The sequence below is a fragment of the Streptomyces sp. NPDC021212 genome, from assembly GCF_044332925.1.
GTDB lineage: Bacteria > Actinomycetota > Actinomycetes > Streptomycetales > Streptomycetaceae > Streptomyces.
The window spans coordinates 1-25650 of sequence record NZ_JBIRPZ010000018.1 but is presented as its reverse complement, the minus strand read 5'-3'; the positions used below and the strand labels follow the sequence as shown (position 1 = coordinate 25650).

Here is a 25650-nt window from a genome sequence, read left to right as displayed (position 1 = left end):
ATGACGACATCGGAGAGCACCTCGCCGCACGGTCCCCGGATGAGCTTCGCGCACGCGGCCCCCGCGGTCTACAAGGCCATGATCCAGCTGGACGCGGCGGCCCGTCAGGGCCTGGAGCCGTCGCTGACGGAGCTGGTCAAGATCCGCGCCTCGCAGATCAACCACTGCGCGTTCTGCATCGACATGCACATCAAGGACGCCCGGGCGGCGGGCGAGTCCGAGGAGCGGATCTATCTGCTCAACGCCTGGGAGGAGACGGCCGGCGTCTACACCGAGAAGGAGCAGGCCGCGCTCGCCCTGACCGAGGCGGTCACCGTCCTGCCCGACGGCGTCTCGGACGAGGTGTACGACCGGGCCGCCAAGCACTTCGAGGAGCAGGAGCTGGCCCAGCTCATCGCGCTCATCTTCACCATCAACGCCTGGAACCGCATCGGGGTGACCACCCGCAAGGTCCCTGGCTCCTACAAGCCGACCGCGGGCTGAGAACGAGGGGTTTCCATGACGACCAGCACCACGGCCGAGGCCAGGGCGTTCCGGGCGATGCACCACGGCCGGGACGCGGAGGCGCCGCTCGTACTGCCCGGTCCCTGGGACGCCGGTTCGGCCCGCGCCTTCGTGGACGCGGGCTTCCCGGCGCTGGCGACGCCGAGCGCCGGGATCTCGGCATCGCTGGGCTACCAGGACGGCCGGATGCCGGCCGAGGAGATGTTCGCCGCGGTGGCCCGGATCGTCCGGGCCGTGGAGGTGCCGGTGTCGGCGGACTTGGAGAGCGGCTACGGCCTCGACGCCAAGGAGCTGGTCGAACGGCTGCTGGAGACCGGGGCCGTGGGCTGCAACCTGGAGGACTCCGACCCGCTGACCGAGCGGCTGGCCGACCCTCGGGAGCAGGCGGACCGGCTGGCGGCGGTGCGGGCCGAGGCAGGCGACGGCCTGGTGATCAACGCCCGGATCGACACCTTCGCTCGCGGCGAGTTCGTCCAGGACGGGACCGTCGACACCGAGGGCGCGGCCGAGTCGGCGATCGAGCGCGGGCGAGCCTATGCGGCGGCGGGCGCGGACTGCGTCTATCCGATCTTCGCGCCCCCTGAGCTGCTGCCTCGGCTCGCGTCCGCCATCGGTGTGCCGGTCAACGCGGCGGCCTTCGCACCGGACGGCCCCTCGCCCGCCGAGCTGGGCCGCCTCGGCGCCACCCGCGTCACCTTCGGCCCCCGGCTCTTCCGCGCGACGATGGCCGCCGCCCGGGACCTCGCCCAGCAGCTGGGCCCCGCTCCGTCCACCCCATGAGGGGGACGAGGCGGGGCCCGGCCTGGTGCGTCTTTCAGGGTGTGACCAGCGCTTCAGGGTGTGATCAGCGCTTGGGCAGCCACTTCTTCCAGACGTCCGGGTGCGCCTTGACCCACTTCTCGGCCGCGTCCTGCGCCGACATCCCGTCCGAGGCGATCAGCTCGGACACCTGGTTCTGGTCCTTCTTGGTCCAGCGGAACTTCTTCAGGAAGGCGGCGGCCGCGCCGCCCTTCTTCGAGAAGTCCGCGTTCAGGTACTTCTGCAGCGGGGTGGTCGGGTAGGCGCAGTCGAAGGACTCGGGGTCCTTGGCCCCCTTGGCAGCGCACTTGTCCGTGTACTTGGGCAGCTTCACCTCTTCCATCGGCACCTGGTTGAACAGCCACTGCGGTTCGTACCAGTACGTCAGGAAGGGCTTCTTCTGCTTGGCGAACTGCTTCAGCTGGGTGATCTGGGCGGATTCCGAACCGGCGAAGACAATCGAGTAGTTCAGCTTCAGGTTCTTCACCAGCGCCTTGTCATTGGTGACATAGGACGGGGAACCGTCCAGCAGCTGGCCCTTCCCACCGCTTTCCGCGGTCTTGAAGTCCTTCGCGTACTTGTTGAGGTTCTTCCAGTCGAGGACGTCCGGATGCTTGTCGGCGAAGTACTTCGGCACCCACCAGCCGATGTGGCCGGTGACGCCGAGGCCGCCGCCCGACGCGATCGTCTTCTTGTCCTTGACGTAGCGCTGCTCCTGCTCCGGGTGGCCCCAGTCCTCCAGGATCGCGTCCACCCGGCCCTGGCTGAGCGCGTCCCACGCCGGCACCTCGTCCACCTGGACGGTGTCGACGTGGTAGCCCAGCTCATGCTCCAGCAGATACTGCGCGACGGCCACGTTGGCCTGTGCGCCGACCCAGGACTGGACCGAGAGCGTCACGCTCTTCGCACCGCCCACATTGGCGTACGGCGAGGACTGCTTGGACATGTCCGCCGCGCCGCAGCCGGTCGCGGTGAGCAGGGCCGTGACCCCGGTGGCGGCCATCAGCAGCTGCCGACGGCGAGGGTTTCGGGCCGTAGCCATCTCAGGCCCCCTTCTTCTCGCGGCGTGCGGTCGGCTGCGTCACCCGGTCGAGCATCAGCCCCAGGCAGACGATCGCCGCGCCCGCCACCAGACCGGTCGCCAGATCGCCCTGCGCCAGGCCGAACAGCACGTCGTAGCCGAGCGCGCCCGAGCCGACCAGACCACCGATGACGACCACGGCCAGCACCAGCACCACGCCCTGGTTGACGGCGAGCAGCAGCGCCGGACGGGCCAGCGGAAGCTGGACCTGGCGCAGCTGCTGCCCCTGCGTGGCGCCGAGCGACCGCGCCGACTCCAGCGCGGCCGGGTCGACGTTCCGGATCCCCTGGGTGGTGATGCGGATGACGGCGGGCAGCGCGTAGACGATGGCCGCGGCCGCCGCCGGGGCGCGGCCGATGCCGAACAGCGCGACCACGGGGATCAGGTACACGAACTGTGGCATGGTCTGGCACACGTCCAGCACCGGTCGCAGCATCCGCTCCAGCCGGGCGCTGCGCGCGGCCCAGATGCCGATCGCGAAGCCGAGCACCAGCGTGACGACGACGGCCGCCAGCACCTGGGAGAGGGTGTCCAGGGACGACTTCCACACGCCGAGCACGCCGATCGCGGCCATGGCGGCGGTGGCGGTCAGCGCGGTGGCCCAGGTGCCGATCAGCCAGGCCAGCGCCGCGACGATCAGCAGGACTCCGTACCACGGGATGCCCTGCAGCCCCTCACGCAGCGGGTCGAGGACCCACTTGAGGTAGTTCGCGGCCCATTCGGCGGTGCCGCCGACGACCGGCACATCCGTGTACAGGTGGTTGACCATCCACTCCTTGAACTGGTTGACGGGCCCCTCGATGGCGACGGTCCAGCCGCCCGGCCAGGTCTGGGAGCCGCTCAGCCGTCCGGCGACGGTGATGACCGCGGTGATCACCGCGACACCCGCCCACGCGGGCCAGCCGCGCAGCAGCCGGGAGCCGCCCTCGGCCGGGGGCTCGCCGAGCCGCTCGCCCGCCGACCCGATGGTGCGGTCCATCACGACGGCGAGGAGAACGATCGGGAGTCCCGCGGCGAGCGCCTTGCCGACGTCGACGCTGGACAGCGCCTGGTAGACGCGGTCACCAAGACCGCCGCCACCGATCACGGACGCGATCACGGCCATGGACAGCGCCATCATGATCGTCTGGTTGACACCCAGCAGCAGTTCCTTGCGGGCCAGCGGCAGCCGGGCGGACAGCAGCCGCTGCCGCCAGGTCGCGCCGAGCGAGGCCACGGCCTCCAGCACCCCGGCGTCCGCGCCGCGCAGGCCGAGGGCGGTGAGCCGGGCCATGGGCGGAGCCGCGTAGATCACGGTGGCCAGCACCGCACCGGGCACGCCGTTGCCGAAGATCATCACGACGGGCAGCAGATACGCGAACGCGGGCAGCACCTGCATGGTGTCGAGCACCGGCCGCAGGGCCCGGAACGCCCACTCCCAGAGCCCGCCGGCCAGGCCCAGCAGTCCGCCGACGACGACGGAGGCGGTGACGGCGACGGCCATCAGCGCGAGCGTCTGCATCGTCGGCACCCACATGCCCAGCAGCCCGCAGACGGCGAGGGACACCAGGGACGTCACCGCGACCCGCACCCCGGCGACCCGCCAGGCGAGCAGGGTCAGCCCGGCGGTGACACCGGCCCAGCCGAGGGTGAGCAGGGCGACGTAGACGGCGCGGACGCCGATGATGATGGCCTGGCTGATGTGGCCGAAGAAGTAGAGGAAGATCCAGTGGCTGTCGCGGTTGTCGAGGATCCAGTCGCTGGCCTTGCCCAGCGGTCCGGACACGTCGACGGTCAGCGCGTCGGGCCAGCTCGCGCCGGCCCACTTGGCGTGGGCGAGCGGTATGAGCACGGCGGCTATCACCGCGAGCACCGCGAGCTTGCGGACGACCGGGCTGTTCACGGCCGCACGCAGGCGCGACGGGCGCGGTTCGTCCGCGGCGGTCGTGCCTGCGGACGGCCCGGTGTTCGGGTCCGTGGTGGGGCGGGTGGTCGTCGCGCTCACACGCGCCTCCCCGTGCCGCCGGGCGGGAAGAAGGTCAGGGGCGTGCTCATGCTGCGGCCCCCTCCTTTCCGTCCAGGCCCGCCACGACGCTGAGCAGGCAGGCGTGGTCCACGACGCCCACGCAGCGGCCGCCGTCGACAACGCGCGCGGGGCCGCCGGTACGGGCCACGGCCTCGATCGCGTCGGCGACGGTGGTGCCCGGGGTCAGCGCGGGGCCGTCGTCCATCTCGTCGGACGTCGCCGGGCGCATCGCGCGGCGCACGGTCAGCACCTGCTCGCGCGGCACGTCACGGACGAAGTCCCGTACGTAGTCGTCGGCCGGGGAGCCGACGATCTCCTCGGGGGTGCCGAGCTGCACGATGCCGCCGTCGCGCATCAGCATGATGCGGTCGCCGAGCCGCAGCGCCTCGCTGAGGTCATGGGTGATGAACACCATCGTCCGGCCCTCTTCGTGATGCAGCCGGATGACCTCCTCCTGCATGTCACGGCGGATCAGCGGGTCGAGCGCGCTGAACGGTTCGTCGAACAGCAGCACCTCGGGGTCGACGGCGAGCGCTCGGGCCAGGCCCACGCGCTGCTGCTGACCGCCGGAGAGCTGGCCGGGGCGGCGGCGCTCCAGACCGTCGAGGCCGACCTTCTCGGCCATCTGGGCGGCCTTGGCGCGGCGCTCGGCCTTGCCGACACCCTGGATCTCCAGGCCGTAGGCGATGTTGTCGAGGACGGAGCGGTGCGGCAGCAGCCCGAAGTGCTGGAAGACCATGGCGGCGCGATGGCGGCGCAGGTCGCGCAGCCGGGCCTTGTCCATGGCCATGACGTCCTCACCGTCGATCTTCAGCGTCCCGGAGGTCGGCTCGATCAGACGGGTGAGGCAGCGCACCAGGGTGGACTTGCCGGAGCCGGACAGCCCCATCACCACGAACACTTCGCCCGGCTGGACGTCGAAGGAGACGTCCCGGACGGCGGCCGTGCAGCCGGTGCGGGCGCGCAGGTCAGCGGCGGACAGCTCGGCCTCGGGCGAGCCGGGGACGCGGTCGGCCTTCGGACCGAAGACCTTCCACATGTCGCGGACCGAGAACACCGGGGAGCGGTCGCCGGTCCCGGGGGTGTCGGGCGTCTCGGGGGCCAGGGTCGTCGCCATCACGCCTCACCTCCCGGAGCGAGCTGGGCGGCTCGTTCGCGCGATCGGTAACGGACCTGATCACGCTCGCCGACCAGCAGGTCCGCGCACTTCTCGCCGACCATCAGCACTCCAATCATCGGGTTCACAGCGGGCATGGTCGGGAAGACGGACGCGTCGGCGATCCGGATGCCGGACAGTCCGCGGATCCGCAGATCGGGGCCGACCACGGCCTGCTCGTCGTTCGCGGCGCCCATCTTGCAGGTGCCCGCGGGGTGGTAGACGGTGTGCGCGACCTTACGGGCGTACTCGCTGATCTCCTCGTCCGAGGTGATCTCCGGGCCCGGGCACACCTCGCGCTTGAGCCAGCCGGCCAGCGGCTCGGTCTTGGCGATCTCGCGGGCGAGCCGGATGCCGTCGACCAGGGTGCGGCCGTCGTAGTCCTCCTCGTCCGTGAAGTAGCGGAAGTCGAGGGCGGGCTTGACCTCGGGGTCGGCGCTCGTCAGATAGAGCCGGCCGCGGCTGCGCGGCTTGGGGATGTTGGGGGTCATCGACACGCCGTGCTCGGGCTTCTCGTAGCCCAGCCGCTCCGGGTTGTCGGTGAACGGAATTTGGTAGAAGTGGAACATCAGATCCGGACCCTTGGATTCGGGGTCGCGGCGGACGAACAGGCCGGCGTCCGAGTCCATCGCGGAGTTGTCCGGGATCGGGCCGTCCGTCTCCCACACGATCACCGACTCGGGGTGGTCGAGCAGGTTCTCACCGACGCCCGGCAGATCGACCTTGACCGGTATGCCCAGGGCCTCCAGGTCGGCCTTGGGGCCGATGCCGGAGTGCATCAGCAGCCGCGGGGTGTCCACCGCGCCCGCGCAGACCAGCACCTCGGTCCGCGCCCGGACCAGGATCTCCTCGCCGTCCTTGGTGCGGACGTGGACGCCGGTGGCCCGGCCGCTGTCGTCAAGATCCAGCTTGTACGCCCAGGTCTCCAGCATGATGTGGAGGTTCGGCCGGTCCAGGAAGGGGTGGAGATAGGCGACCGACGCCGAGGAGCGCTTGTTGTTCTCCGGGTGGTACGAGAGGTCGAAGAAGCCGACGCCCTCGTGGAACGGCTTCTTGTTGAAGCCCTCGACGCGCGGCACATCGGCGGCGGCCTGGGCGGCCTCCACGAAGTCCCGGGCGATCGCGTTCCGGTCCTTCTCGTCGACCGGCACGATGTTGTTGCGCAGCTTGGTGAAGTACGGGTCCATCGAGGCGGCGTCCCAGCCCTCGGCACCCGCCTCGGCCCACTCGTCCCAGTCGCCCGGCAGCGGTTTGAAGGAGATCAGTGTGTTGTGCGAGGAGCACCCGCCGAGCACCCGGGCGCGGCTGTGCCGGATGTGGGAGTTGCCACGTGGCTGCTCGACCGTGGGGTAGTCGTAATCCAGATCGCCGCCGAGCAGACCCAGCCAGCGGCGCAGGGTGAGGACGTCGGGGCGGTCGATGTCGGAGGGGCCGCCCTCGATGACGGCGACGCGAACGTCCGGATCCTCCGTGAGCCGGGAAGCGATCACCGATCCTGCGGTGCCTCCGCCGATGACGACGTAATCGTATGCGTCAGGTACGGGCATGGTGGGGGTTACTCCTCGCGGTCTTCCGGTCTTCCGGGGCGGGCCACACGAGTGCGGGCCGGGGACCTGTCCCGGAGGGGTGGGGGTTGCGGGCGAAGGGGGAGAGACGCCGGACGCCGTCAGCGAATGCGCCGGGCCCCGGGCCCGGTGGGAGGTCCGGGCCCGGGCGTGCCGCCCCGGGCGGGGGCCGGCGGCGGGGCGTCAGCCGCCGAACCAGCGCACCGGGCTGGGCCGCAGGTTCTCGTAGACATGCTTGGTCTCGCGGTACTCGTCCAGGCCCGCCGGGCCCAGTTCACGCCCGACGCCGGACTTGCCGAAGCCGCCCCATTCGGCCTGCGGGAGGTAGGGGTGGAAGTCGTTGATCCACACGGTGCCGTGGCGCAGCCGCGCGGCGACCCGGCGGGCGCGCGCGGTGTCGGAGGACCAGACGGCGCCGGCCAGGCCGTATTCCGTGTCGTTGGCGAGGGTCACGGCCTCATCTTCGGTGCTGAAGGTCTCCACCGAAAGAATCGGGCCAAACGTTTCTTCGCGGACAACCCGCATTTCCCGGTGGCACTGGTCCAGCACCGTCGGCAGGTAGAAGTAGCCGGTCGCGGGGCGCACCTCGGACGGCTCGGGCTGCTTGCCGCCGCAGCGCAGCACGGCGCCCTCCTCCAGGGCGGACGCCACATACGCCTGGGTCTTGGCGAGCTGCTGGGCCGAGACGAGCGGACCGCACTCGACACCCTCTTCGGTGCCGCGGCCCAGCTTGATCTTCTCGGCGCGGCTGACCAGCTCGGCGACGAACCGGTCGCGCACCGACTCCTCGATGATCAGCCGGGCGCCGGCCGAGCAGACCTGGCCGCTGTGGATGAAGGCGGCGTTGAGGGCCTGGTCGACGGCGGTGTCGAAGCCCTCGTCGGTGGCGCAGGCGTCGGCGAAGACGACGTTCGGGTTCTTGCCGCCCAGCTCCAGGGCGACCTTCTTCACGCTCGGCGCGGCGGCCTGGGCCACCTTGGTGCCGCTGGCCAGGCCGCCGGTGAAGGACACCAGGTCCACATCCGGGTGGTCGGACAGCCGGGCGCCGACCGGGTCGCCGGCTCCGGTCACCAGGTTGGCCACACCGTTCGGCAGGCCCGCCTCGGCCAGCAGCTGCACCAGGTGGATGGTGGACAGCGGGGTCACTTCGCTGGGCTTGATGACGAAGGTGTTGCCCGCGGCGAGCGCCGGGGCCACCTTCCAGCTGGCCTGGAGCAGCGGATAGTTCCAGGGCGTGATCATCGCGCAGACGCCGACCGGCTCGTGCACCACGACGCTGTGCACATCGGCGCTACCCGCGTCGACCACGCGCCCGGCGGACTCACCGGCGACCAGCTCGGCGAAGTAGCGGAAGGCGTTGGTCACGTCGTCGACGTCGACCCGGCCCTCCTCCAGGGTCTTGCCGGTGTCCCGGCTCTCCAGGAGCGCGATCATCTCCCGGTCGCGCTGGAGCAGATCGGCGACCCGTCGCAGCAGCGCGGCCCGCTCGGCGACCGGGGTGTGCGGCCAGGGGCCGCTGTCGAAGGCGCGGCGCGCGGCGGCGATGGCGGCGTCGGTGTCCTCGGCGCCGCCCTCGGCCACGACCGCGAGCGTCTTGGCATCCGCGGGGTCGAGAACCTCCCGCTGCGCGCCGGATGCGGCCGCCCGCCACACCCCGTCCACATGAATGGTCTCGACTGCCGACACGTCTACCTCTGCCTTCCGGTGTTGCGAACGTTTCCGCTGGCCACGCCAGCAATCAGGACCCCTTACCGGTTACGCGGAACGTATGCGCGAATTTTCCTTGAAAGTGGCACGGCTCACCCGAGACAGCAAGGTACGGGACCTGGCGGGATCTAGGAAGCGGTGCAGTAGGCGGTGGGGCAGAAGGTCTCCAGCACGGCGTCATGGAGCGACTGCTCCTGCGCCCGGTCGCCGGCGGGGCCGATGATCAGCACCGCGTACATGGTGCCGTTCTGCGCGGCGAAGCGGCGGTCGAGGATCCGGCGGTCGCCGGACTCCTTGCTCCGGTACGTGTACTCCAGCTGGGCGGGGTCCATGGCGGCCGCGCCGAGCTGGGCGAGGGTGACCTGCTCGTAGCCACGGCTGCGGGACGCCAGCCGCTCGGCCTCCTGCGCCGACTCGTACGGTGTGGCCTCGGGGCCGTGCAGCTCGAACACCTGGATCATGGTGGAGTCGTCGGGCGAGGTGTAGAAGACGCTCGGGCCCTCCACCGTCCGCCGCCATCCGTCGGGGACGGCGATGTCGAAGCCCTTCGGATCCCGCTCGGTGGTGAAGCCCGAGGGCGCGGCGGAGCCCGTCAGGGACGGAACCGCCGACGGGGACGCATACGGCGACCCGGACGGATACGCCGAGGGCAGACCGGACGGCGAGGCGCTCGCCGGTCCCGACGGCCGACCGGTGGGCGCGCCGGTCTCGGGCGCGGGATAGACATCACCGGGCGCGGTGGCGTCCGCGGTCGCCGAGCGAGTGGGCGTCGCGCGGTCCCAGGGCAGCGGGCCCGCCTGGTTCCGGGTCGTGCCGTCACCGCCGAACGCCACCCAGCCGGAGAACGCGATCCCGGCGGTCAGGAACACGGTGACCGCGACCGCCTGCCACACCCGCCGCGTCTCGGCGCCCGGCTGCGCCGACTGGACGTCGCCGGGCCCCCACTGCCGGGTCTCCCACTCCTGCGTATCCCCCGGGCCCCACCGCTCCTCCGGAGTCCACTGCTCCTCCGATCCCCCGTCAGTCATGCCCGCTCCCCCAAAATCGCATTCATCGACCAATAAGCAGAGTTAACCGAGTTACCCGACATATGGCGTACCCAGTATGCGCGCCTCGGTCACGTCCGTCAGGTGGCCGGGCAGTACGCGGTGGGGCAGAAGGCGCCCAACACGATCCGCTGCCGCTCCACCTGACCCGGCCACTCATCGGACGGGCCCGCCACCAGGACCGCGTACTGCACCCCGTCCGGTCCGGTGAAGGCACGGTCGACGACGCGGCGCGGACCGTACTTCTCGCTGCGATAGCCGTATTCCAGCTCCGCGTCGGCGTCGTCCCCCGGGCCGAGCCGCTTCAGCCCGTACCGCTTGTAGCCCGGGTTCTTCTTGAGCCTGGTCTCGGCCTGCTTCAGCGCCTCGTACGGGCTGACCTGAGGGCTGGTCAGGGCGAAGACCTGGATCAGACCGCTCCCGTCGGACGACTCGTAGAAGACCCCCGTATCGCGCTTGACGCGCTGCCAGCTCGTGGGGACGTCCAGCGTGAATCCCTCCGGGTCCGAGGTGCGTTGATACCCCGGCGGCGGCCCACTGCCCGCGACGGCCGACCCGGACTGCGACTCGGACGGCGGCACCGACGACGGAACGGAATCGGACGGCGAGGGCGAGCCGCTGTCCCAGCCGGACGACGTCGCGCTCGGGCCGCCACTCTCCTTCGCCGTGTCGTCGCCGCTGCCCGACAGCAGATGCCAGGTGCCGACGCCGATGCCGCCGATGAGCACCACGGCCAGCACCACGAGCAGCACCGGCCCCCGGTGCGGGCTGGGCGGCCGTCTGCCCGGGGCGGGCGGCTCGGCGCCCTCCCCCACCCAGCGCTGCGCGGCCTCGTCCCAGCGGGGGCCGCCCTCCTCGCTCGGCGTGCTCATCTCAGCCGCCCAGCAGCGCGCCGACCGCCTGGCCGACGGCGACACCTGACGCCAGCATGCCGATACCGGCCCCGGCGTCCTGCAACAGCACCCGGAGCCGGGCGAGACGGCCCGCACCGGCCCGGCCGGTGCGCTGGATCTCGTCCTGGGCGCCGGCCAGTTCGTCCGACAGCGCACCGACCTCGGGGGTGGCCACCAGCCGCTCCAGATCGGCGGAGAGCTGCTGGACGGCGCGCAGCAGCTCCTCGTACGCGGGCTCGCAGACGGCACCGTCCTGCGGCCCGTTCACGATGTGGTTGTTGTCGCCGATGCCGACGACACCGCCGCGCACATTGCCGATGCGGATGTTCCCGAACCGCCGGCCGCCACGGCCTCCGGCCTCGCCCGCGCCGGTGTCCTCGTCCTTCTCAGCCGTCCCCATGGCCGCCTCCCCCTCCGTTGCCCCTGGTGTTGCTGATCGTGTTGTTGTCGCCGACGGTGATGGCGCTGTCCTGTGCGGACTCGATGAAGATGCCGCCACCGCTCACGTTGATGATCTTCTGCTCGAACTCGCCGGTCTCCCATCCGGCTTCGTCCAGCGCCTGCCGCACCCCGTTGGCCACCCGGTCCTCGACGCTCTTCAGATAGCGGCTGACGTCCATCTCCTGGAAGAGCGAGGCGCCGCCGTCGCTGCCCAGCTCGCGCACGGACCTCCAGGGCCCGTCGGGGATGGCCGCGGCGTAGGCGCCCGTGTACATCCGCACGAAGAAGGCGATCATTCGGAAGCCGTGGATCAGCACGCGCCCCGCGGCCGTGGGCGTCCGGGCCAGCGCCCACAGCGCCTTGCCCGGCAGCCCGCCGCGGCGGTGGGAGTCGGTGAGCCGGTCGATCGCGCGGAAGTCCGGGCGGATCGGGCGCAGCACATGCGGGGCGAACTCCACCATCAGCATGCCGCCTTGGGTGTGCACCCGGACGAAGACGGTGGTGACGACCTCCTCCTGCCAGGCTCCGACCCGGATGCGCAGGAAGTGCCGCCGGACCTCGCCGCCCTCCTCGACCGCCTCGGCCCGCTGCCGCTCGAAGTGCTCCTCACCGTGCGGCGCGAGGGAGCGGCTGCGTAACCCGGTGGCCTTCACGAACACGCACTCGTCCAGCTCCAGACCGCGCAGCCGGTCGCGGACCTCGACCGACTGCCTCGGCACCACACCGTTCCGGGCGGGGGTCCTGGCGGACGGGGTGCGCAGATTCTCCACCAGCGGCCGGATCCGCTCCAGGATCACCCGGTTGTCGAGCGGCACCGCCGTGCGCCCCTCGCGCGGCCGCAGCTCGACCGCGAGCGTCCAGGTGGCGTGCGCGGTGCCCGCACCGAGAAAGGGGTGCTGATCGTGGTAGAGGATCACGGGCGCGTGCTGCTCGCGCCGGATCAGCTCCCGCACCCGCCGGAAGCGGGCGCCGGTGGAGCGCTCGGCGGGGCCGTCGGCCGGAGCGGCGAAGGTCCGCGGATCGAGGTCGGTGGACAGCACCCGGGCCACATGCTCGCGGTGCAGGGCGACCGCCGCGGCCATCGCGGCGGGGATCAGCAGCGCCGCCCAGGCGGCCCCGGCGCCCGCCCCGGCCGTCAGCCCCGGCAGCACGGCGCTCTCCAGGGAGCTGGGCTCCGGATCGTCCTTGAAGACCAGCTCCAGCGCGGAGAACACGTAGAGGATCAGCAGCAGCACCCCGAACACCCGCAGGACCGCGGCCAGCCGCCTGCGGGCGGGCGGGATCCCGTCGGAGCCCGGATAGTCGGCGCGGAAGGGGCCCGAGGCGCCGCCCCTGGCCCAGGTCGCCAGCAGCAACAGCCCGCAGGACAGCAGGAAGATGACGAAGAAGCCCTTGGCCAGCAGGGCGTGCAGTAGCCAGAGCGCGATCAGCAGCAGGATCCAGCCCGCCTCCAGCCGACGGGCGCGCAACGCGTGGGCGAGCACCCGGGACACGTCGATGCCCAGCGACGGCGCCACCACGCGCTCCTCGTGGACCAACAGCTCGTCCACGACCGCGTCCCGGAAATCATCGTCCAGATACGCACCCGCGCACAGCAAACGCGTGGCCTCACTGGCTGCGTGATCACTGCGACTGCCTGAGCCCATGCTCTCCCCCCGAGGCCGGCGTCAACCCCTCCTACGGTAGGAGACGGTGGGGCGCAAGAACAGTGAATAGCCGAAGGGTCACCCTCCGGAGTGAATAACGGAGGGTGACCCGTCGGAAGTCCGCACGCGGGGGTGCGTCGGACGCGGTTGGCGCGCCAGACGAAGTGGTGCGTCAGATGAGGCCGAGACCGCGCACGGCCTCGCGCTCCTCCTCCAGCTCCTTCACCGAAGCGTCGATGCGGGTGCGGGAGAAGTCGTTGATCTCCAGGCCCTGGACGATCTCGTACTTGCCGTCCTTGGTGGTGACCGGGAACGACGAGATCAGGCCCTCCGGGACGCCGTACGAGCCGTCCGACGGGATACCCATGGAGGTCCAGTCGCCCGCCGCGGTGCCGTTGACCCAGGTGTGGACGTGGTCGACGGCGGCGTTGGCGGCGGAGGCGGCCGAGGACGCGCCCCGGGCCTCGATGATCGCGGCGCCGCGCTTGGCGACGGTCGGGATGAAGGTGTCGGCCAGCCACTGCTCGTCGTTGACGACCTCGGCCGCGTTCTTGCCCGCGACCTCGGCGTGGAAGACGTCCGGGTACTGGGTGGCCGAGTGGTTGCCCCAGATCGTGAGCTTCTTGATCTCACCGACCGGCACCCCGGTCTTCTGGGCCAGCTGCGACAGCGCGCGGTTGTGGTCCAGGCGCGTCATCGCGGTGAAGCGGTCGCCCGGTACGTCCGGGGCGGCGGCCTGGGCGATCAGCGCGTTGGTGTTGGCCGGGTTGCCCACGACCAGGACCTTGATGTCGTCCGCGGCGTGGTCGTTGATGGCCTTGCCCTGCGGCTTGAAGATGCCGCCGTTGGCCTCCAGCAGGTCGCCGCGCTCCATGCCCTTGGTGCGCGGGCGGGCGCCGACCAGCAGCGCGACGTTGGCGCCGTCGAAGCCGACGTTCGGGTCGTCGGAGATGTCGATGCCGCGCAGCAGCGGGAAGGCGCAGTCGTCCAGCTCCATCGCGGTGCCCTCGGCGGCCTTCAGACCCTGGGGGATCTCCAGGAGTCGCAGTTTGACCGGCACGTCCGCGCCGAGCAGCTGACCGGAGGCGATGCGGAAGAGCAGCGCGTAGCCGATCTGGCCTGCCGCGCCGGTGACGGTGACATTGACGGGAGTGCGGGTCATGGCGGTCTCCTGCGCTGTGTTTGTCCGAGATCTCTTGGTGTCGAGATACCGGCGTCAGGCTATCCGACGGCGCAGCGCCCGCGTCCCCGGGCCTCTGTGTCGCTTCTCACCGGGCACGCCCCGGCGGCCGTCTGCCAGGAGGGGGGAGTACAGACGGCCGCCCGGTGCCGCACCCGTGGGGGGCTCGCGTGCGCTTGCCCCGATTCCCCGGGGTCATTCCCACGGGCGCGAAAATTCCCCCGGACGGATCCCGCGGCGGGCCCGGCGCGTCGGCCGGTCACCCCTGAGGGGTGCCCTGGGAGGCGCCCTGCGGGGTGCCCTCCCGCGGCGTGCAGCCGCGCTGTCCGCCGGTGAGGGTCGCGCACGCGGTGGCCCGCGCGGTGGCGTCCGCCGTGACCATCCCGGTGTACGCGTCGCCGTCCGCGTCGACCGTGCCGCGCTCGGTACGGCCCGGCCCGCCGCCCTTGGCGGGGGCGCTGACCTGTACCAGATCGCCGGGGGCCGCCCGGGCGATGCGGGCCCATGCGGCACCGCACACCTTGCTGTAGCGGACCTCGATGTACGCCGTCCCGACCATCGCGTTCGCGGTCGTACTGGCGTGCTTGCCGCCGCACCCCATGGCCTCCGGGTCCTTCCCCGCGCAGCCGTTCCCGGAGCACTTCACCCCGGCCGGGAGCCGGGAGGCGGTGGTGGCAGGGGACTTGGCCGGTTTCCGGTCCCCCTTCCCGCCGTCGTCGCCCTGGCCGGTCACGAGTACGGCGCCGGCCACGATCAGCAGCGTGCCGACGACGCCCCCGGCGAACAGCGCGATACGGCGCCGGGGCCGCCCGGCGGGACGCGGCGGGCCCGGCTCGTCGGCGGCGGGCGGTACCGGCGGCGCGTCCGACGGGGGTGGCGCGGGTGTCGCGTCCGGTACGGACAGCGTGGGCCACGCGGGCGACGCTGCCGCCGGAACGGACTCCACCAGCGGGTGTGCGGGTTCGGGTACGTCAACTCCCCGGACGCTCTGGGCGTTCGGGGCGCTCGGGCCGCCCGCCGCGTCCCTCGGGGACTCGCTCGGGGAGATGCTGGGGGAGGCGCTCGGGCGGGACTTCGCCGATTTGCGTCCGCTCTTCTTCTCCACCGGCGGCGGCGCGAACTCCTCCAGCGCGGCCCGCGCCCGGTCGACCCGGATCGCCTCCATCGTGTGGTCGTGCCGCATCTCGGCGCGGCTCCAAGCCCGTTCCGCCAGCTCCCACAGGGTGCCGAGGTGACCCGCGTCCGCGCCCGTCGCCTCGGCCAGCGCCTCCACCGCGCCCTGCGGCGGCAGGAGTCTGCCGCCGAGGTAGCGCTCCCATGAGCTCTTGCTGTAGCCCGTGCGGTCGGCGATGGCCACGACGCTCATCCCGCTGCGGTCGACGAGTCCGCGTAACTGCCCGGTGAACTCCCGCACCTGCGGGTCGAGTTCCTCGGGCAGGTCCCTCCAACGAGGCATGTGCCTCCCCCTGTCCCCCCGTACGTACCTGGTGGTTCCCCTTGGTCTGGTCCCCGTGGCGGCCTCCCGGGCGTCGGTCTGACTACCCAAAGAGATGCCTTGCCCCAGGATGTCAGTTCCTCCAGCGGGGGCGCATCGGAGCATTTCGGGCCCGGGAGCGCACTCCTCCGGCGTCCGCTCGTCGTTGCGCGGCCGATACCTCGTTGCGGAACTGTCACTTCCGAGCCACAGGCGTTCGACGTCCATTGATCCCGAACAGCCGACACACAACCCTGTTCATCAGGCGGTCCGTCCTTCTTCGGGGGAGAGGGCGGACCGCCGCCCGGACCGTGAGGGACGCGAACAAGCCAACGGCGGCCCGTCCTCCCGCAGGGGGTGAGGACGGGCCGCCGTTTTGTTCGACGGGCCGCGCGGAGGCGCGGACTAGCGGACCGTGAAGTGCACCACGTCCTGAAGGAACGGGAGCTTGATCAAGGGGTCCGGCTGAACCATCAGCGACAGCAGCAGGATCACCGCGCCGAGCCCGCCGTACGTCAGCAGGTCGGTGAAGCGCGACCGTACGGCCAGCATCCCCACCTCCGGCAGCGCCCACCGCAGCGCCGCGCCCGCCAGCAGGGACAGCCCGATCAGCGCCGTGCCCAGCCGGAACCCGTCCAGCGAGACGATCAGCAGCCCCAGCGCGACGCCGCCCACCACCGCCAGGAATGGCCACTGCCGGGCGGTCGCCGGGGCGCTGCCGGGCGCGGCCCGGCCGCCGCCCTGCGGACGCGCGGTGTCCCGGGTGATCAGCGGGAAGCGTCGGGACTTGCGGAGCAGCAGCCCTGGCAGGTCCGCGACCGTCTCCGCGACCGTCGGTTTGCCCGTCGATGCCTGACCGGCGCCCGGGGCCTGACCGGCCGCGGGCTCGTCGGCCGCCGCCTGCCCGGCCGCGGGCTCCTCGCTCGCCTCAGCCGTCATGACCGGCACCGCCGTCGGCGGCCGCCTTCGCGTCACGCTCGGCCGCCTCCACGACGTTGACCAGCAGCTGAGCGCGCGTCATCGGGCCGACACCGCCCGGGTTCGGGGAGATCCAGGCCGCGACCTCGGTCACGTCGGGGTGCACATCGCCGGCGATCTTGCCCTCCTCGTCCCGGCTGACGCCCACGTCGAGCACCGCGGCGCCCGGCTTGACGTCCTCGGCCTTGACCAGGTGCCGCACCCCGGCGGCCGCCACGATGATGTCGGCCTGGCGGAGCTGCGCGGACAGGTCGCGGGTGCCGGTGTGGCACAGGGTGACCGTCGCGTTCTCGGAGCGGCGGGTGAGCAGCAGCCCGATCGACCGGCCGACCGTGATGCCGCGGCCGACGACCACCACGTGCGCGCCGTTGATCTCCACGCCGTGGTGGCGCAGCAGCTGGATGATGCCCTGCGGAGTGCACGGCAGCGGCGCGGTCTCGTTCAGCACCAGCTTGCCGAGGCTCATCGGGTGCAGCCCGTCGGCGTCCTTGGCCGGGTCGATCAGCTCCAGCACCCGGTTGGTGTCGATGCCCTTGGGCAGCGGCAGCTGGACGATGTAGCCCGTGCAGGACGGGTCCTCGTTCAGCTCGCGGACCGCCGCCTCGATCTCCTCCTGGGTGGCGGTGTCGGGCAGGTCGCGGCGGATGGACGCGATGCCCACCTGGGCGCAGTCGCGGTGCTTGCCCGCGACGTACCACTTGCTGCCCGGGTCGTCGCCGACGAGCAGGGTTCCGAGGCCGGGATGGACGCCCTTGGCCTTCAGCGCCTCCACGCGGCTGACGAGATCGGACTTGATCGCGGCGGCGGTTGCCTTGCCATCGAGAATCTGGGCGGTCATGGCTTCATCCTCCCGGATGCGGGGACATCGATTCCACCCAGGTCCCGTCGGAGGGCGTGAGTGGGGGTGGGCGGCGGAGGCCGCACCCCTGATGACTCAGGGATGCGGCCTGGCGGTTGCGTACGTCGCGCGGGACGGCTCAGCGGGACGGCTCAGTGGAAGAAGTGCCGCGTACCGGTGAAGTACATGGTCACGCCCGCCTTCCGGGCCGCCTCGACCACCTGCTCGTCGCGGACCGAGCCGCCCGGCTGCACCACGGCCTTGACGCCCGCCTCGGCCAGCACCTCGAAGCCGTCCGGGAACGGGAAGAAGGCGTCGGAGGCGGCGTACGAACCGGCCGCCCGCTCCTCGCCCGCCCGGGCCACGGCCAGCTTCGCCGAGTCGACGCGGTTGACCTGGCCCATGCCGACGCCGACCGTGGCGTTGTCCTTGGCGAGCAGGATCGCGTTGGACTTGACCGCCCGGCAGGCGCGCCAGGCGAAGGCCAGCTCGGCGAGGCCGTCGGCGCCCAGCGCCTCGCCGGACGCCAGGGTCCAGTGGGCCGGGTCGTCGCCCTCGGCCTGGAACCGGTCCTTGGCCTGGACGAGCGTGCCGCCCTCGATGGGGCGCTGCTCGGTGACCGCCGCGGGGGCGTCGGCGCAGCGCAGCACGCGGATGTTCTTCTTACGGGCCAGCACCTCGACCGCGCCGTCCTCGTACGCGGGGGCGACGATGACCTCGGTGAAGATCTCGGCGACCTGCTCCGCCATGGCGACCGTCACGGGACGGTTGACGGCGATCACGCCGCCGAAGGCCGACAGCGAGTCGCACGCGTGCGCCTTGCGGTGCGCCTCGGCGACGTCCGCGCCGGTCGCGATCCCGCAGGGGTTGGCGTGCTTGATGATCGCGACGCACGGGTCGGCGTGGTCGTGGGCGGCGCGCCGGGCGGCCTCGGTGTCGACGTAGTTGTTGTACGACATCTCCTTGCCGTGCAGCTGCTCCGCGTGCGCGAGGCCCGTGCCGCTGCCGTCGCTGTAGAGCGCGGCGGGCTGGTGCGGGTTCTCGCCGTAGCGCAGGACCTGCTTCCGGGTGAAGGTCGCGCCGGTGAAGTCCGGCCAGTCGCCCTCGTCGGCCGCGTAGCCTTCAACGAACCAGTTGGCCACGGCCACGTCGTACGCCGCCGTGTGCTGGAACGCCTCGGCCGCGAGGCGCTTGCGCCGCTCCAGGTCGAAGCCGCCGTCGGCGGCGGCCTTGAGGACGTCACCGTAGGCGGCCGGGTTGACGACGACCGCAACGGACGGGTGGTTCTTGGCGGCGGCGCGGACCATCGAAGGGCCGCCGATGTCGATCTGCTCGACGCACTCGTCGGGCGAGGCGCCCGAGGCGACCGTCTCGCGGAACGGGTAGAGGTTGACGACGACCAGCTCGAACGGCTCGACGCCCAGCTCGGCGAGCTGATCGCGGTGCGCGTCGAGCCGCTGGTCGGCGAGGATGCCCGCGTGGACGCGCGGGTGCAGGGTCTTGACGCGGCCGTCCAGACACTCCGGGAAGCCGGTCAGCTCCTCGACCTTGGTCACCGGAACGCCCGCCGCCGCGATCTTCGCGGCCGTCGAGCCCGTCGAGACGAGCTGGACACCCGCCGCGTGCAGCCCTTGGGCCAGCTCCTCGAGCCCCGTCTTGTCGTACACGCTGACCAGCGCGCGGCGGATGGGCCGCTTGGTACCTTCGGCGGTCACGGGATCCTTACCTTTCGTCCCTCAATGCGATAGCCGTGACGGGCCAGACGCCCCACGACCTCGACGAGCAGCGAACGCTCGACTTCCTTGATCCGCTCGTGCAGAGCGGACTCGTCGTCCTCGTCCCGGACCTCGACCACGCCCTGGGCGATGATCGGGCCGGTGTCGACCCCGTCGTCGACGAAGTGGACGGTGCACCCGGTCGCCCGCACGCCGTACGCGAGCGCGTCGCGCACCCCGTGGGCGCCGGGAAAGCTGGGCAGCAGGGCCGGGTGAGTGTTGACACACCGGCCGCCGAAGCGGGCCAGGAACTCCTTGCCCAGGATCTTCATGAACCCCGCCGAGACCACCAGGTCCGGCGCGTACGCGGCCGTCTCCGCCGCCAGTGCCGCGTCCCACTCGGCGCGGTTCGCGTAGTCCTTCACGCGGCACACGAAGGTGGGGATACCGGCGCGCTCGGCGCGCTCCAGGCCGGCGATGTCACGGCGGTCGGCGCCGACGGCCACCACCTGGGCGCCATAGGCCGCGGCGCCCTCGTCGGCGATGGCGTCGAGGAGCGCCTGCAGGTTCGTACCGGAGCCGGAGACGAGAACGACGAGGCGGGCAGGGGACCCGGAACGGGCGGGGAGGGGCGGGGAGGCCACGGCGGGGATCTTTCTCGCGGGCGGTGCTGCCGTTTGTGTGGTCGTACAAGGTCATGGCCTGTTGAATTCCGGGGAACTCTACGAAGCCGCCGACCGTCAGCAACGATACCGGCACACGAAGCGGCCCCCGGGGGACGGGGGCGGGCACGGGAGGTAGCGTCTGGACTGCGAATCCAACTGATGCCGTGGTGAACGACCGTCGCGCCCGCCCCGCCGGGCCGTACGGCAGGAGCCGTACCCGGACCGGATGTGCAGGACGACGACACAAGGGGAAGACACATTCCAGATGCCGGACCGACGCCGCCGCGCGGCTCATCGCCTCACTCCGACCCCCGCCCGCACCGGGGGGCGGCGATGAGGCGCGCCCGCCCGTCGCGTACGACGCCGCTGCTGCGCGAGCAGCAGTCACCGTCGTCCTCCTCCTCGTCCCCCTCGTCGTCCTCCGCCTCGCCCGGGGACCACCACGGCGAGGACCGGCATGAGGACAATCCGTTCGCCCCGCCGCCCGAGGGCAGGCCCGACCAGCCCTGGCAGCCCCGGCACCAGCCGGAGGACGGCGGCGGCAGCAGGGACGGCGGCAGGAACGGCGACGACGGCTCCGGCGCCCAGGACGATCAGCCGCAGCAGCCCCCGGCCTGGGGCAGCCAGTGGAGCAGCCGCCAGCCCGGCCGCCAGAGCGGCGGCTTCGGCACCGGCCCCGGCGGCACCCGCCCGTCCGGGCCCGGCGGCCAGGGCGGCGGACCGGCCGGTCCGCGCGGCTGGGACCCCACCGACCCGGCCCAGCGGCGCGCGCGGTACGCACTGCTGGCGGGCATGTGGGCGTTCTTCTTCGCCCTGTTCAGCCTGGCGCAGATCGCGCTGCTGCTCGGCGCGCTCGCCCTGTACTGGGGCATCAGCTCGCTCCGGGCCAAGCCGCGCCGTACCGCCACGGCCTCGTCCGCCGCGGTGAGCGGCGGCTCGGCGAACGCCCCGCTGAACGCCCCGCCCCCGCCGCCCGGCGCCACTCCGGCCCGGCTGCCCGCGCCCGGCTCCGGCTCCTCGAAGCCGCAGTCGACGGCGGCGATCAGCGGTCTGGTGACGGGCGGGCTCGCGCTCGCCATCGTGGCGGCGACGTTCAGCTTCCAGATCGTTTACAAGGACTACTACGCCTGCGTGAACGACGCCCTCACCCAGACCTCCCGGCACGCCTGCGAGACCCAGCTCCCCAAGGAGCTGCGGCCCCTCCTCAGCACCGGCGGCGAATAGCCGCGAGCGCCGGGACACAGACGCGCCGCGGGGCGCCGCCCCCATCCGGGTGCGGCGCCCCGCGTCATGCGGCGGTGGCCCGGTCTACGGGGCCTCCTCCGGCGCGTCGGGCTTCCGGTGCGGCGGCGGGTCCACCGCGCCCATCGGGCCCATCGGTCCTGTCGCGCCCACCATGCCGCCCATGAAGTCGGCCATGGTGCCCGCCCCCATGCCGGTGCCGACCCCGGAGCCGAAGCCCGGGCTGGTCGCCGGGTCCTGGGGGCGCTCCGGTCCGCGCCTCCACTGGCCGACCTTCCGCAGGCCGCCCTTGCGCATGGCGCGCTTCCGCTTGCCGCCCTCCCGCGGGCTCGGCCTCATCCATTGCCACCAGGGCTCGGCCATGACCTTCCGCAGGTCGATCGGCTCGGCCTCCGGTTCCGGCTCCAGCGCCACCCGGGCCAGCGCCTCCTCGTGGGCCGCCCGCGCCTTCGCGCGCGCCTCCGCCCGGGCCCGGGCCTTCGCCGCGCGGGCCGCCTTCCACTCCGCCCAGGTCGCCCGCGAGGGGACGTACAGCCGCACCCAGCGCACCACCAGCGCGCCGGGCACCGCGATCGACCCGGTCCAGGCGAGCGTGGCCGTGCCGGTGCGCCACCAGTCGGGGCCGAGGTCGGAGAGGATGCCCACGCCCAGCGGCCCGCCCGATACGGCGGCCAGCAGCGCCATCACGGCCGAGCAGCCGATCGCCGCGAGCGCCGACAGCACCGCGGTCTCGCCCCAGCCCCAGGCCGGGCGGGGCGCGCCCTGGCCGGGCCGCCGGGCCGCCGCCACCGCCGTCAGCCAGGCCACCGACGCCCCCGCCAGGGCCCCGGCCAGCCAGTTCAACGGCCAGTGCGGGCCCTCCGCGGGCAGCGCCGCGACCAGGGGGAAGTGCGGCAGCTGGGGGTAGGAGGTGACGCCGAGCGGGGCGACCACGCTGCCGCCCCCGGCCGTGAATCCGGCGCCGATCGCGTACGCCGCGCCCCACACGATGGCGTTCGGCAGCAGCGCCAGGCTGACCAGCAGCACCGCGAAGCGGCCCTGCCATACGTTGCTGAGCTGGAGGAACGCCAGCTGCACGGATCCGGTGTGGCTCAGCATCGAGAGCGCGGTGAGCAAGGCGCCGCTGCCGAGCAGCACCAGGAGCCCGCTGGCCCCGGCGCGGCACGCGGCGAGCAGCCGGCGCCGTCGGCACCAGCTGCCGCGCAGCCACGACGCGCATCGGACGGCGCCCGCCGCCAGCAGCGCGGCGCCGGGGATCCGGGCCAGCTCGGCCTTCGCCCGCGCGGGCAGCCGCACCGGGAACCGGCCGTCCGCCACCCATACGCCGAGTGCGGCGACGGCCGCGGCGACGAGCGGCAGATGAAGCGCCGCGCTGAGCGGGTCGACGTGCAGCGGCCCGGCCGTGGCGTACAGCACGGCCGCCGTGCCGACGAGCAGATAGCCGCCCGTCACCCAGCCGAAGGCGATGCGGGGGTCGACGACGGACTCCTCGGGCACCCACTGCCCCTCCGCCTCCTCCGCCTGGCCCTGGTAGACCGCGTGCTGCGCGGCGCGGTAGAGCATCCAGCAGGGCACCGCGCTGATGAGCAGCGGGGTCAGCCCGACGGGTGCCGGATGCCCGGACAGCGTCTCGGTCCGTACGAGGTCGGCGCCGTGCCCGAGGAGCCACAGGTCGGCGGCGACGTGCAGCGCCCCGTCGGGGCTGCTGTCGGGGGACGAGGAGGTGATCCACAGCAGCAGGACGACGACGGCGAGCGTGCCCAGCCCGAGCCCCGCGGCCACCACGCCGCCGAGGAACGCCTCCCTGGCGACGGAGGGGCGCTGGAGCGCGGCGCTGCCGCGTGAGGACACCGATGGACTGCGATCGGTCGTTTGGGTCACGGACCCATGCTGCCAATAACAGTCGTTTCATCCGTACATCAAGAGAATGGTCGCGTGTCGGACGTAATCGGCTTATGTACCTTTTGCGGAAGGACGCCCACGGCACCCAGGAACGCGAAAGGCGCGGGCCCGCACCACCCATTCGGCGGTACGAGCCCGCGCCCGCGTGTGACGGAGGCGTCAGCCGGCCAGCGCGGCGCGCGCCAGACCCGCGGTCTCGGTCGGCGTCTTGCCGACCTTCACGCCCGCGGCCTCCAGGGCCTCCTTCTTCGCCTGGGCGGTGCCGGAGGAACCGGACACGATCGCACCGGCGTGGCCCATGGTCTTGCCCTCGGGCGCGGTGAAGCCCGCCACGTAGCCGACGACCGGCTTGGTGACGTTGGCCTTGATGAAGTCCGCGGCCCGCTCCTCGGCGTCGCCGCCGATCTCGCCGATCATCACGATCAGGTCGGTGTCGGGGTCGGCCTCGAAGGCGGCCAGCGCGTCGATGTGGGTGGTGCCGATGACCGGGTCACCGCCGATGCCGACGCAGGACGAGAAGCCGATGTCCCGCAGCTCGTACATCATCTGGTACGTCAGGGTGCCGGACTTCGACACCAGACCGATGCGGCCGGGCTTGGTGATGTCGGCCGGGATGATGCCCGCGTTCGACTGACCCGGCGTGATCAGGCCCGGGCAGTTCGGGCCGATGATGCGGGTCTTGTTGCCCTTCTGACCGGCGTAGGCCCAGAAGTTGGCGGAGTCGTGAACGGCAATGCCCTCGGTGATCACCACGGCGAGCGGGATCTCGGCGTCGATCGCCTCGATGACCGCGCTCTTGGTGAACTTCTCCGGGACGAAGATGACCGTGACGTCTGCGCCGGTGGCCTCGATGGCCTCCTTGACGGAGCCGAAGACCGGAACCTCGTTGCCGTCGAAGTCAACGCTGGTGCCGGCCTTGCGCGGGTTCACGCCACCGACGATGTTGGTGCCCGAGGCGAGCATCCGACGGGTGTGCTTCTGACCCTCGGACCCGGTCATCCCCTGGACGATGACCTTGCTTTCCTTGGTGAGGAAGATAGCCATGGTTTCTGGTGACCTCGTCCCTTACTTCGCAGCCAGCTCGGCGGCACGCTCGGCCGCGCCGTCCATGGTGTCCACCTGCTGAACCAGCGGGTGGTTGGCGTCGGTGAGGATCTTGCGACCCAGCTCCGCGTTGTTGCCGTCGAGACGCACGACGAGCGGCTTGCTGACGTCCTCGCCCTTGGACTTCAGCAGCTCCAGGGCCTGCACGATGCCGTTGGCGACGGCGTCGCACGCGGTGATCCCGCCGAAGACGTTGACGAAGACGGACTTGACGTCCGGGTCGCCGAGGATGATCTCAAGACCGTTGGCCATCACCTCGGCGGAGGCGCCGCCACCGATGTCGAGGAAGTTGGCGGGCTTCACGTTGCCGTGGTTCTCACCGGCGTACGCGACGACGTCGAGGGTCGACATGACCAGACCCGCGCCGTTGCCGATGATGCCGACCTCGCCGTCGAGCTTCACGTAGTTGAGGCCCTTGGCCTTGGCGGCCGCCTCGAGGGGGTTGGCCGCGGCCTTGTCCTCGAGCGCCGCGTGCTCCGGCTGACGGAACTCGGCGTTGGCGTCCAGCGTCACCTTGCCGTCCAGCGCGATGATCTTGCCGTCACCGGTCTTGACCAGCGGGTTGACCTCGACGAGGAGGGCGTCTTCCTTGATGAAGACGGTCCACAGCTGCTGGAGGACGTCCGCCACCTGGTCGGCGATCTCGGCCGGGAACTTCGCGGCGGCGACGATCTCGGCGGCCTTCTCGGCGGTCACGCCCTCAATGGCGTCCACCGGGATCTTGGCGAGCGCTTCGGGGTTCTGCTCCGCGACGACCTCGATCTCCACGCCGCCCTCGACGGAGGCCATGGCGAGGAAGGTGCGGTTGGTGCGGTCCAGCAGGAAGGAGACGTAGTACTCCTCCTTGATGTCCGCGGTCTGGGCGAGCATCACCTTGTGGACCGTGTGGCCCTTGATGTCCATACCCAGGATCTGGGTCGCCTTCTCCACGGCATCGGCCGGGTCGGAGGCCAGCTTGACGCCGCCGGCCTTGCCGCGGCCACCGACCTTCACCTGCGCCTTGACGACCGCGCGGCCGCCCAGTCGCTCGGCCACCTCGCGCGCCGCCTCAGGCGTGTCGATGACTTCACCGGCCAGCACCGGTACACCGTGCTTGGCGAAGAGGTCCCTCGCCTGGTACTCGAACAGGTCCACGCGCGTCCGTCCCTTTTCCATGGATATCGCGGTCGTTATCTGCGCGGGCGTGCCGCGGGCGGCAGCGTGAGGACGCGATCTATAACGAGGGCGGCACACGTGCGCCGGGTACGCGGCATGTCCGTCTCGCAGGCTATAACCACGAGACGTGTGCCCCTAAATCGCAGATCACACTGGAGCGGTGATTACGGTCACAGATCGCGACCGTACACACCTATCTCGCAACCAAAGCGGGCAGTCCCCTCCCCAAAGAGGACTGCCCGCGATCAGTTCAAGCGGCCGCGTACGGCGTCGGCGCCGCCGTACGCGGCGGTCATACGGCCCGGGTCATCAGACGGCCGGGAGGGTGCCCGCGGCGCCCGGCAGGTTGATGGGCAGGTCGGTGGGCAGCTGGGCCGGAACCTGCGGCAGGTCGGTGGGCAGGTGCGCCGGAACCTGCGGCAGGACGGTGGGCAGGTGCGCCGGGACCTGCGGCAGGTCAGCCGGAACGTTCGGGATGTTGGTCGGCAGCTGGGCCGGAACCTGCGGCAGGTCGGTGGGCAGGTGCGCCGGGACCTGCGGCAGGTCGGTGGGCAG

Annotated in this window: 21 protein-coding genes and 1 pseudogene; 3 read left to right on the top strand and 19 right to left on the bottom strand. The window is 72.0% G+C overall.

All coding sequences use genetic code 11. The features are described 5' to 3' along the window. Positions 1-483 carry a carboxymuconolactone decarboxylase family protein gene (locus tag ACH4SI_RS35910; RefSeq protein WP_398303358.1) on the top strand — a complete coding sequence of 161 codons (483 nt, stop codon included), beginning with the start codon at positions 1-3 and terminating at the stop codon, positions 481-483. Between the two features lie 15 nt (positions 484-498). Further along, the gene (locus ACH4SI_RS35905) at positions 499-1284 is read left to right on the top strand and encodes an isocitrate lyase/phosphoenolpyruvate mutase family protein (RefSeq protein WP_398303356.1); all 786 of its coding nucleotides are present in this window, start codon (positions 499-501) and stop codon (positions 1282-1284) included. Between the two features lie 64 nt (positions 1285-1348). Here ACH4SI_RS35905 and ACH4SI_RS35900 read toward each other — a convergent pair whose 3' ends face one another. From ACH4SI_RS35900 to purN, 15 genes are all read right to left on the bottom strand, one after another. Continuing rightward, complete coding sequence (locus ACH4SI_RS35900; protein WP_398303354.1) at positions 1349-2344, bottom strand: ABC transporter substrate-binding protein; 996 nt, start codon at positions 2342-2344, stop codon at positions 1349-1351. Between the two features lies 1 nt (position 2345). Beyond that, positions 2346-4277, bottom strand: a complete 1932-nt coding sequence (locus ACH4SI_RS35895; protein WP_398303620.1) for an ABC transporter permease — start codon at positions 4275-4277, stop codon at positions 2346-2348. A 136-nt stretch (positions 4278-4413) separates the two neighbouring features. Beyond that, the gene (locus ACH4SI_RS35890; RefSeq protein ID WP_398303352.1) at positions 4414-5505 is read right to left on the bottom strand and encodes a glycine betaine/L-proline ABC transporter ATP-binding protein; all 1092 of its coding nucleotides are present in this window, start codon (positions 5503-5505) and stop codon (positions 4414-4416) included. After that, entirely contained in the window at positions 5505-7091 is a 1587-nt protein-coding gene (locus ACH4SI_RS35885) for a GMC family oxidoreductase (protein WP_398303350.1), read from the bottom strand. Before ACH4SI_RS35885 ends, ACH4SI_RS35890 begins: the two co-directional genes overlap by 1 nt. A 201-nt stretch (positions 7092-7292) precedes the next feature. Further along, on the bottom strand, positions 7293-8795 hold the full coding sequence (locus ACH4SI_RS35880) for an aldehyde dehydrogenase family protein (protein ID WP_398303348.1): 1503 nt from the start codon (positions 8793-8795) through the stop codon (positions 7293-7295). Positions 8796-8944: 149 nt separating this feature from the next. Beyond that, a complete protein-coding gene (locus ACH4SI_RS35875) occupies positions 8945-9844 on the bottom strand; it encodes a serine/arginine repetitive matrix protein 2 (protein ID WP_398303346.1) in 900 nt (299 codons plus the stop codon). A 98-nt stretch (positions 9845-9942) separates the two neighbouring features. After that, entirely contained in the window at positions 9943-10734 is a 792-nt protein-coding gene (locus tag ACH4SI_RS35870) for a hypothetical protein (protein WP_398303344.1), read from the bottom strand. Between the two features lies 1 nt (position 10735). After that, entirely contained in the window at positions 10736-11155 is a 420-nt protein-coding gene (locus ACH4SI_RS35865; RefSeq protein WP_398303342.1) for a hypothetical protein, read from the bottom strand. After that, positions 11142-12842, bottom strand: a complete 1701-nt coding sequence (locus tag ACH4SI_RS35860) for a hypothetical protein (protein ID WP_398303340.1) — start codon at positions 12840-12842, stop codon at positions 11142-11144. The genes ACH4SI_RS35865 and ACH4SI_RS35860 overlap by 14 nt, the downstream gene beginning before the upstream one ends. 172 nt (positions 12843-13014) lie before the next feature. Then, positions 13015-14004 (bottom strand): malate dehydrogenase, encoded by a 990-nt coding sequence (locus tag ACH4SI_RS35855; RefSeq protein WP_398303338.1) that lies wholly within the window; start codon positions 14002-14004, stop codon positions 13015-13017. Between the two features lie 277 nt (positions 14005-14281). Further along, on the bottom strand, positions 14282-15478 hold the full coding sequence (locus ACH4SI_RS35850; RefSeq protein ID WP_398303336.1) for a helix-turn-helix domain-containing protein: 1197 nt from the start codon (positions 15476-15478) through the stop codon (positions 14282-14284). 423 nt (positions 15479-15901) lie between these two features. After that, the gene (locus ACH4SI_RS35845) at positions 15902-16435 is read right to left on the bottom strand and encodes a DUF3017 domain-containing protein (RefSeq protein WP_398303334.1); all 534 of its coding nucleotides are present in this window, start codon (positions 16433-16435) and stop codon (positions 15902-15904) included. After that, complete coding sequence (locus ACH4SI_RS35840; RefSeq protein ID WP_398303332.1) at positions 16425-17312, bottom strand: bifunctional methylenetetrahydrofolate dehydrogenase/methenyltetrahydrofolate cyclohydrolase; 888 nt, start codon at positions 17310-17312, stop codon at positions 16425-16427. Before ACH4SI_RS35840 ends, ACH4SI_RS35845 begins: the two co-directional genes overlap by 11 nt. A gap of 152 nt (positions 17313-17464) precedes the next feature. After that, positions 17465-19027, bottom strand: a complete 1563-nt coding sequence (purH, locus tag ACH4SI_RS35835) for a bifunctional phosphoribosylaminoimidazolecarboxamide formyltransferase/IMP cyclohydrolase (protein ID WP_398303330.1) — start codon at positions 19025-19027, stop codon at positions 17465-17467. Then, the gene (gene purN / locus ACH4SI_RS35830; RefSeq protein ID WP_398303328.1) at positions 19024-19671 is read right to left on the bottom strand and encodes a phosphoribosylglycinamide formyltransferase; all 648 of its coding nucleotides are present in this window, start codon (positions 19669-19671) and stop codon (positions 19024-19026) included. Before purN ends, purH begins: the two co-directional genes overlap by 4 nt. Before the next feature lie 354 nt (positions 19672-20025). On the opposite strand from purN, the gene ACH4SI_RS35825 reads away from it, so the two are divergent. Further along, on the top strand, positions 20026-20916 hold the full coding sequence (locus ACH4SI_RS35825) for a hypothetical protein (RefSeq protein WP_398303326.1): 891 nt from the start codon (positions 20026-20028) through the stop codon (positions 20914-20916). An 84-nt stretch (positions 20917-21000) separates the two neighbouring features. Here the strand turns inward: ACH4SI_RS35825 and ACH4SI_RS35820 are convergent, their stop codons facing one another. From ACH4SI_RS35820 to ACH4SI_RS35805, 4 genes and pseudogenes are all read right to left on the bottom strand, one after another. Next, a complete protein-coding gene (locus ACH4SI_RS35820) occupies positions 21001-22815 on the bottom strand; it encodes a DUF6350 family protein (protein ID WP_398303324.1) in 1815 nt (604 codons plus the stop codon). Between the two features lie 180 nt (positions 22816-22995). Continuing rightward, on the bottom strand, positions 22996-23880 hold the full coding sequence (gene sucD / locus ACH4SI_RS35815) for a succinate--CoA ligase subunit alpha (RefSeq protein WP_398303322.1): 885 nt from the start codon (positions 23878-23880) through the stop codon (positions 22996-22998). A gap of 21 nt (positions 23881-23901) precedes the next feature. Continuing rightward, positions 23902-25074, bottom strand: coding sequence for an ADP-forming succinate--CoA ligase subunit beta (gene sucC, locus ACH4SI_RS35810; RefSeq protein ID WP_398303320.1), 1173 nt, complete (start codon positions 25072-25074; stop codon positions 23902-23904). Positions 25075-25404: 330 nt separating this feature from the next. Further along, positions 25405-25650 (bottom strand): annotated as a pseudogene (locus ACH4SI_RS35805) (hypothetical protein); the annotation flags it as partial.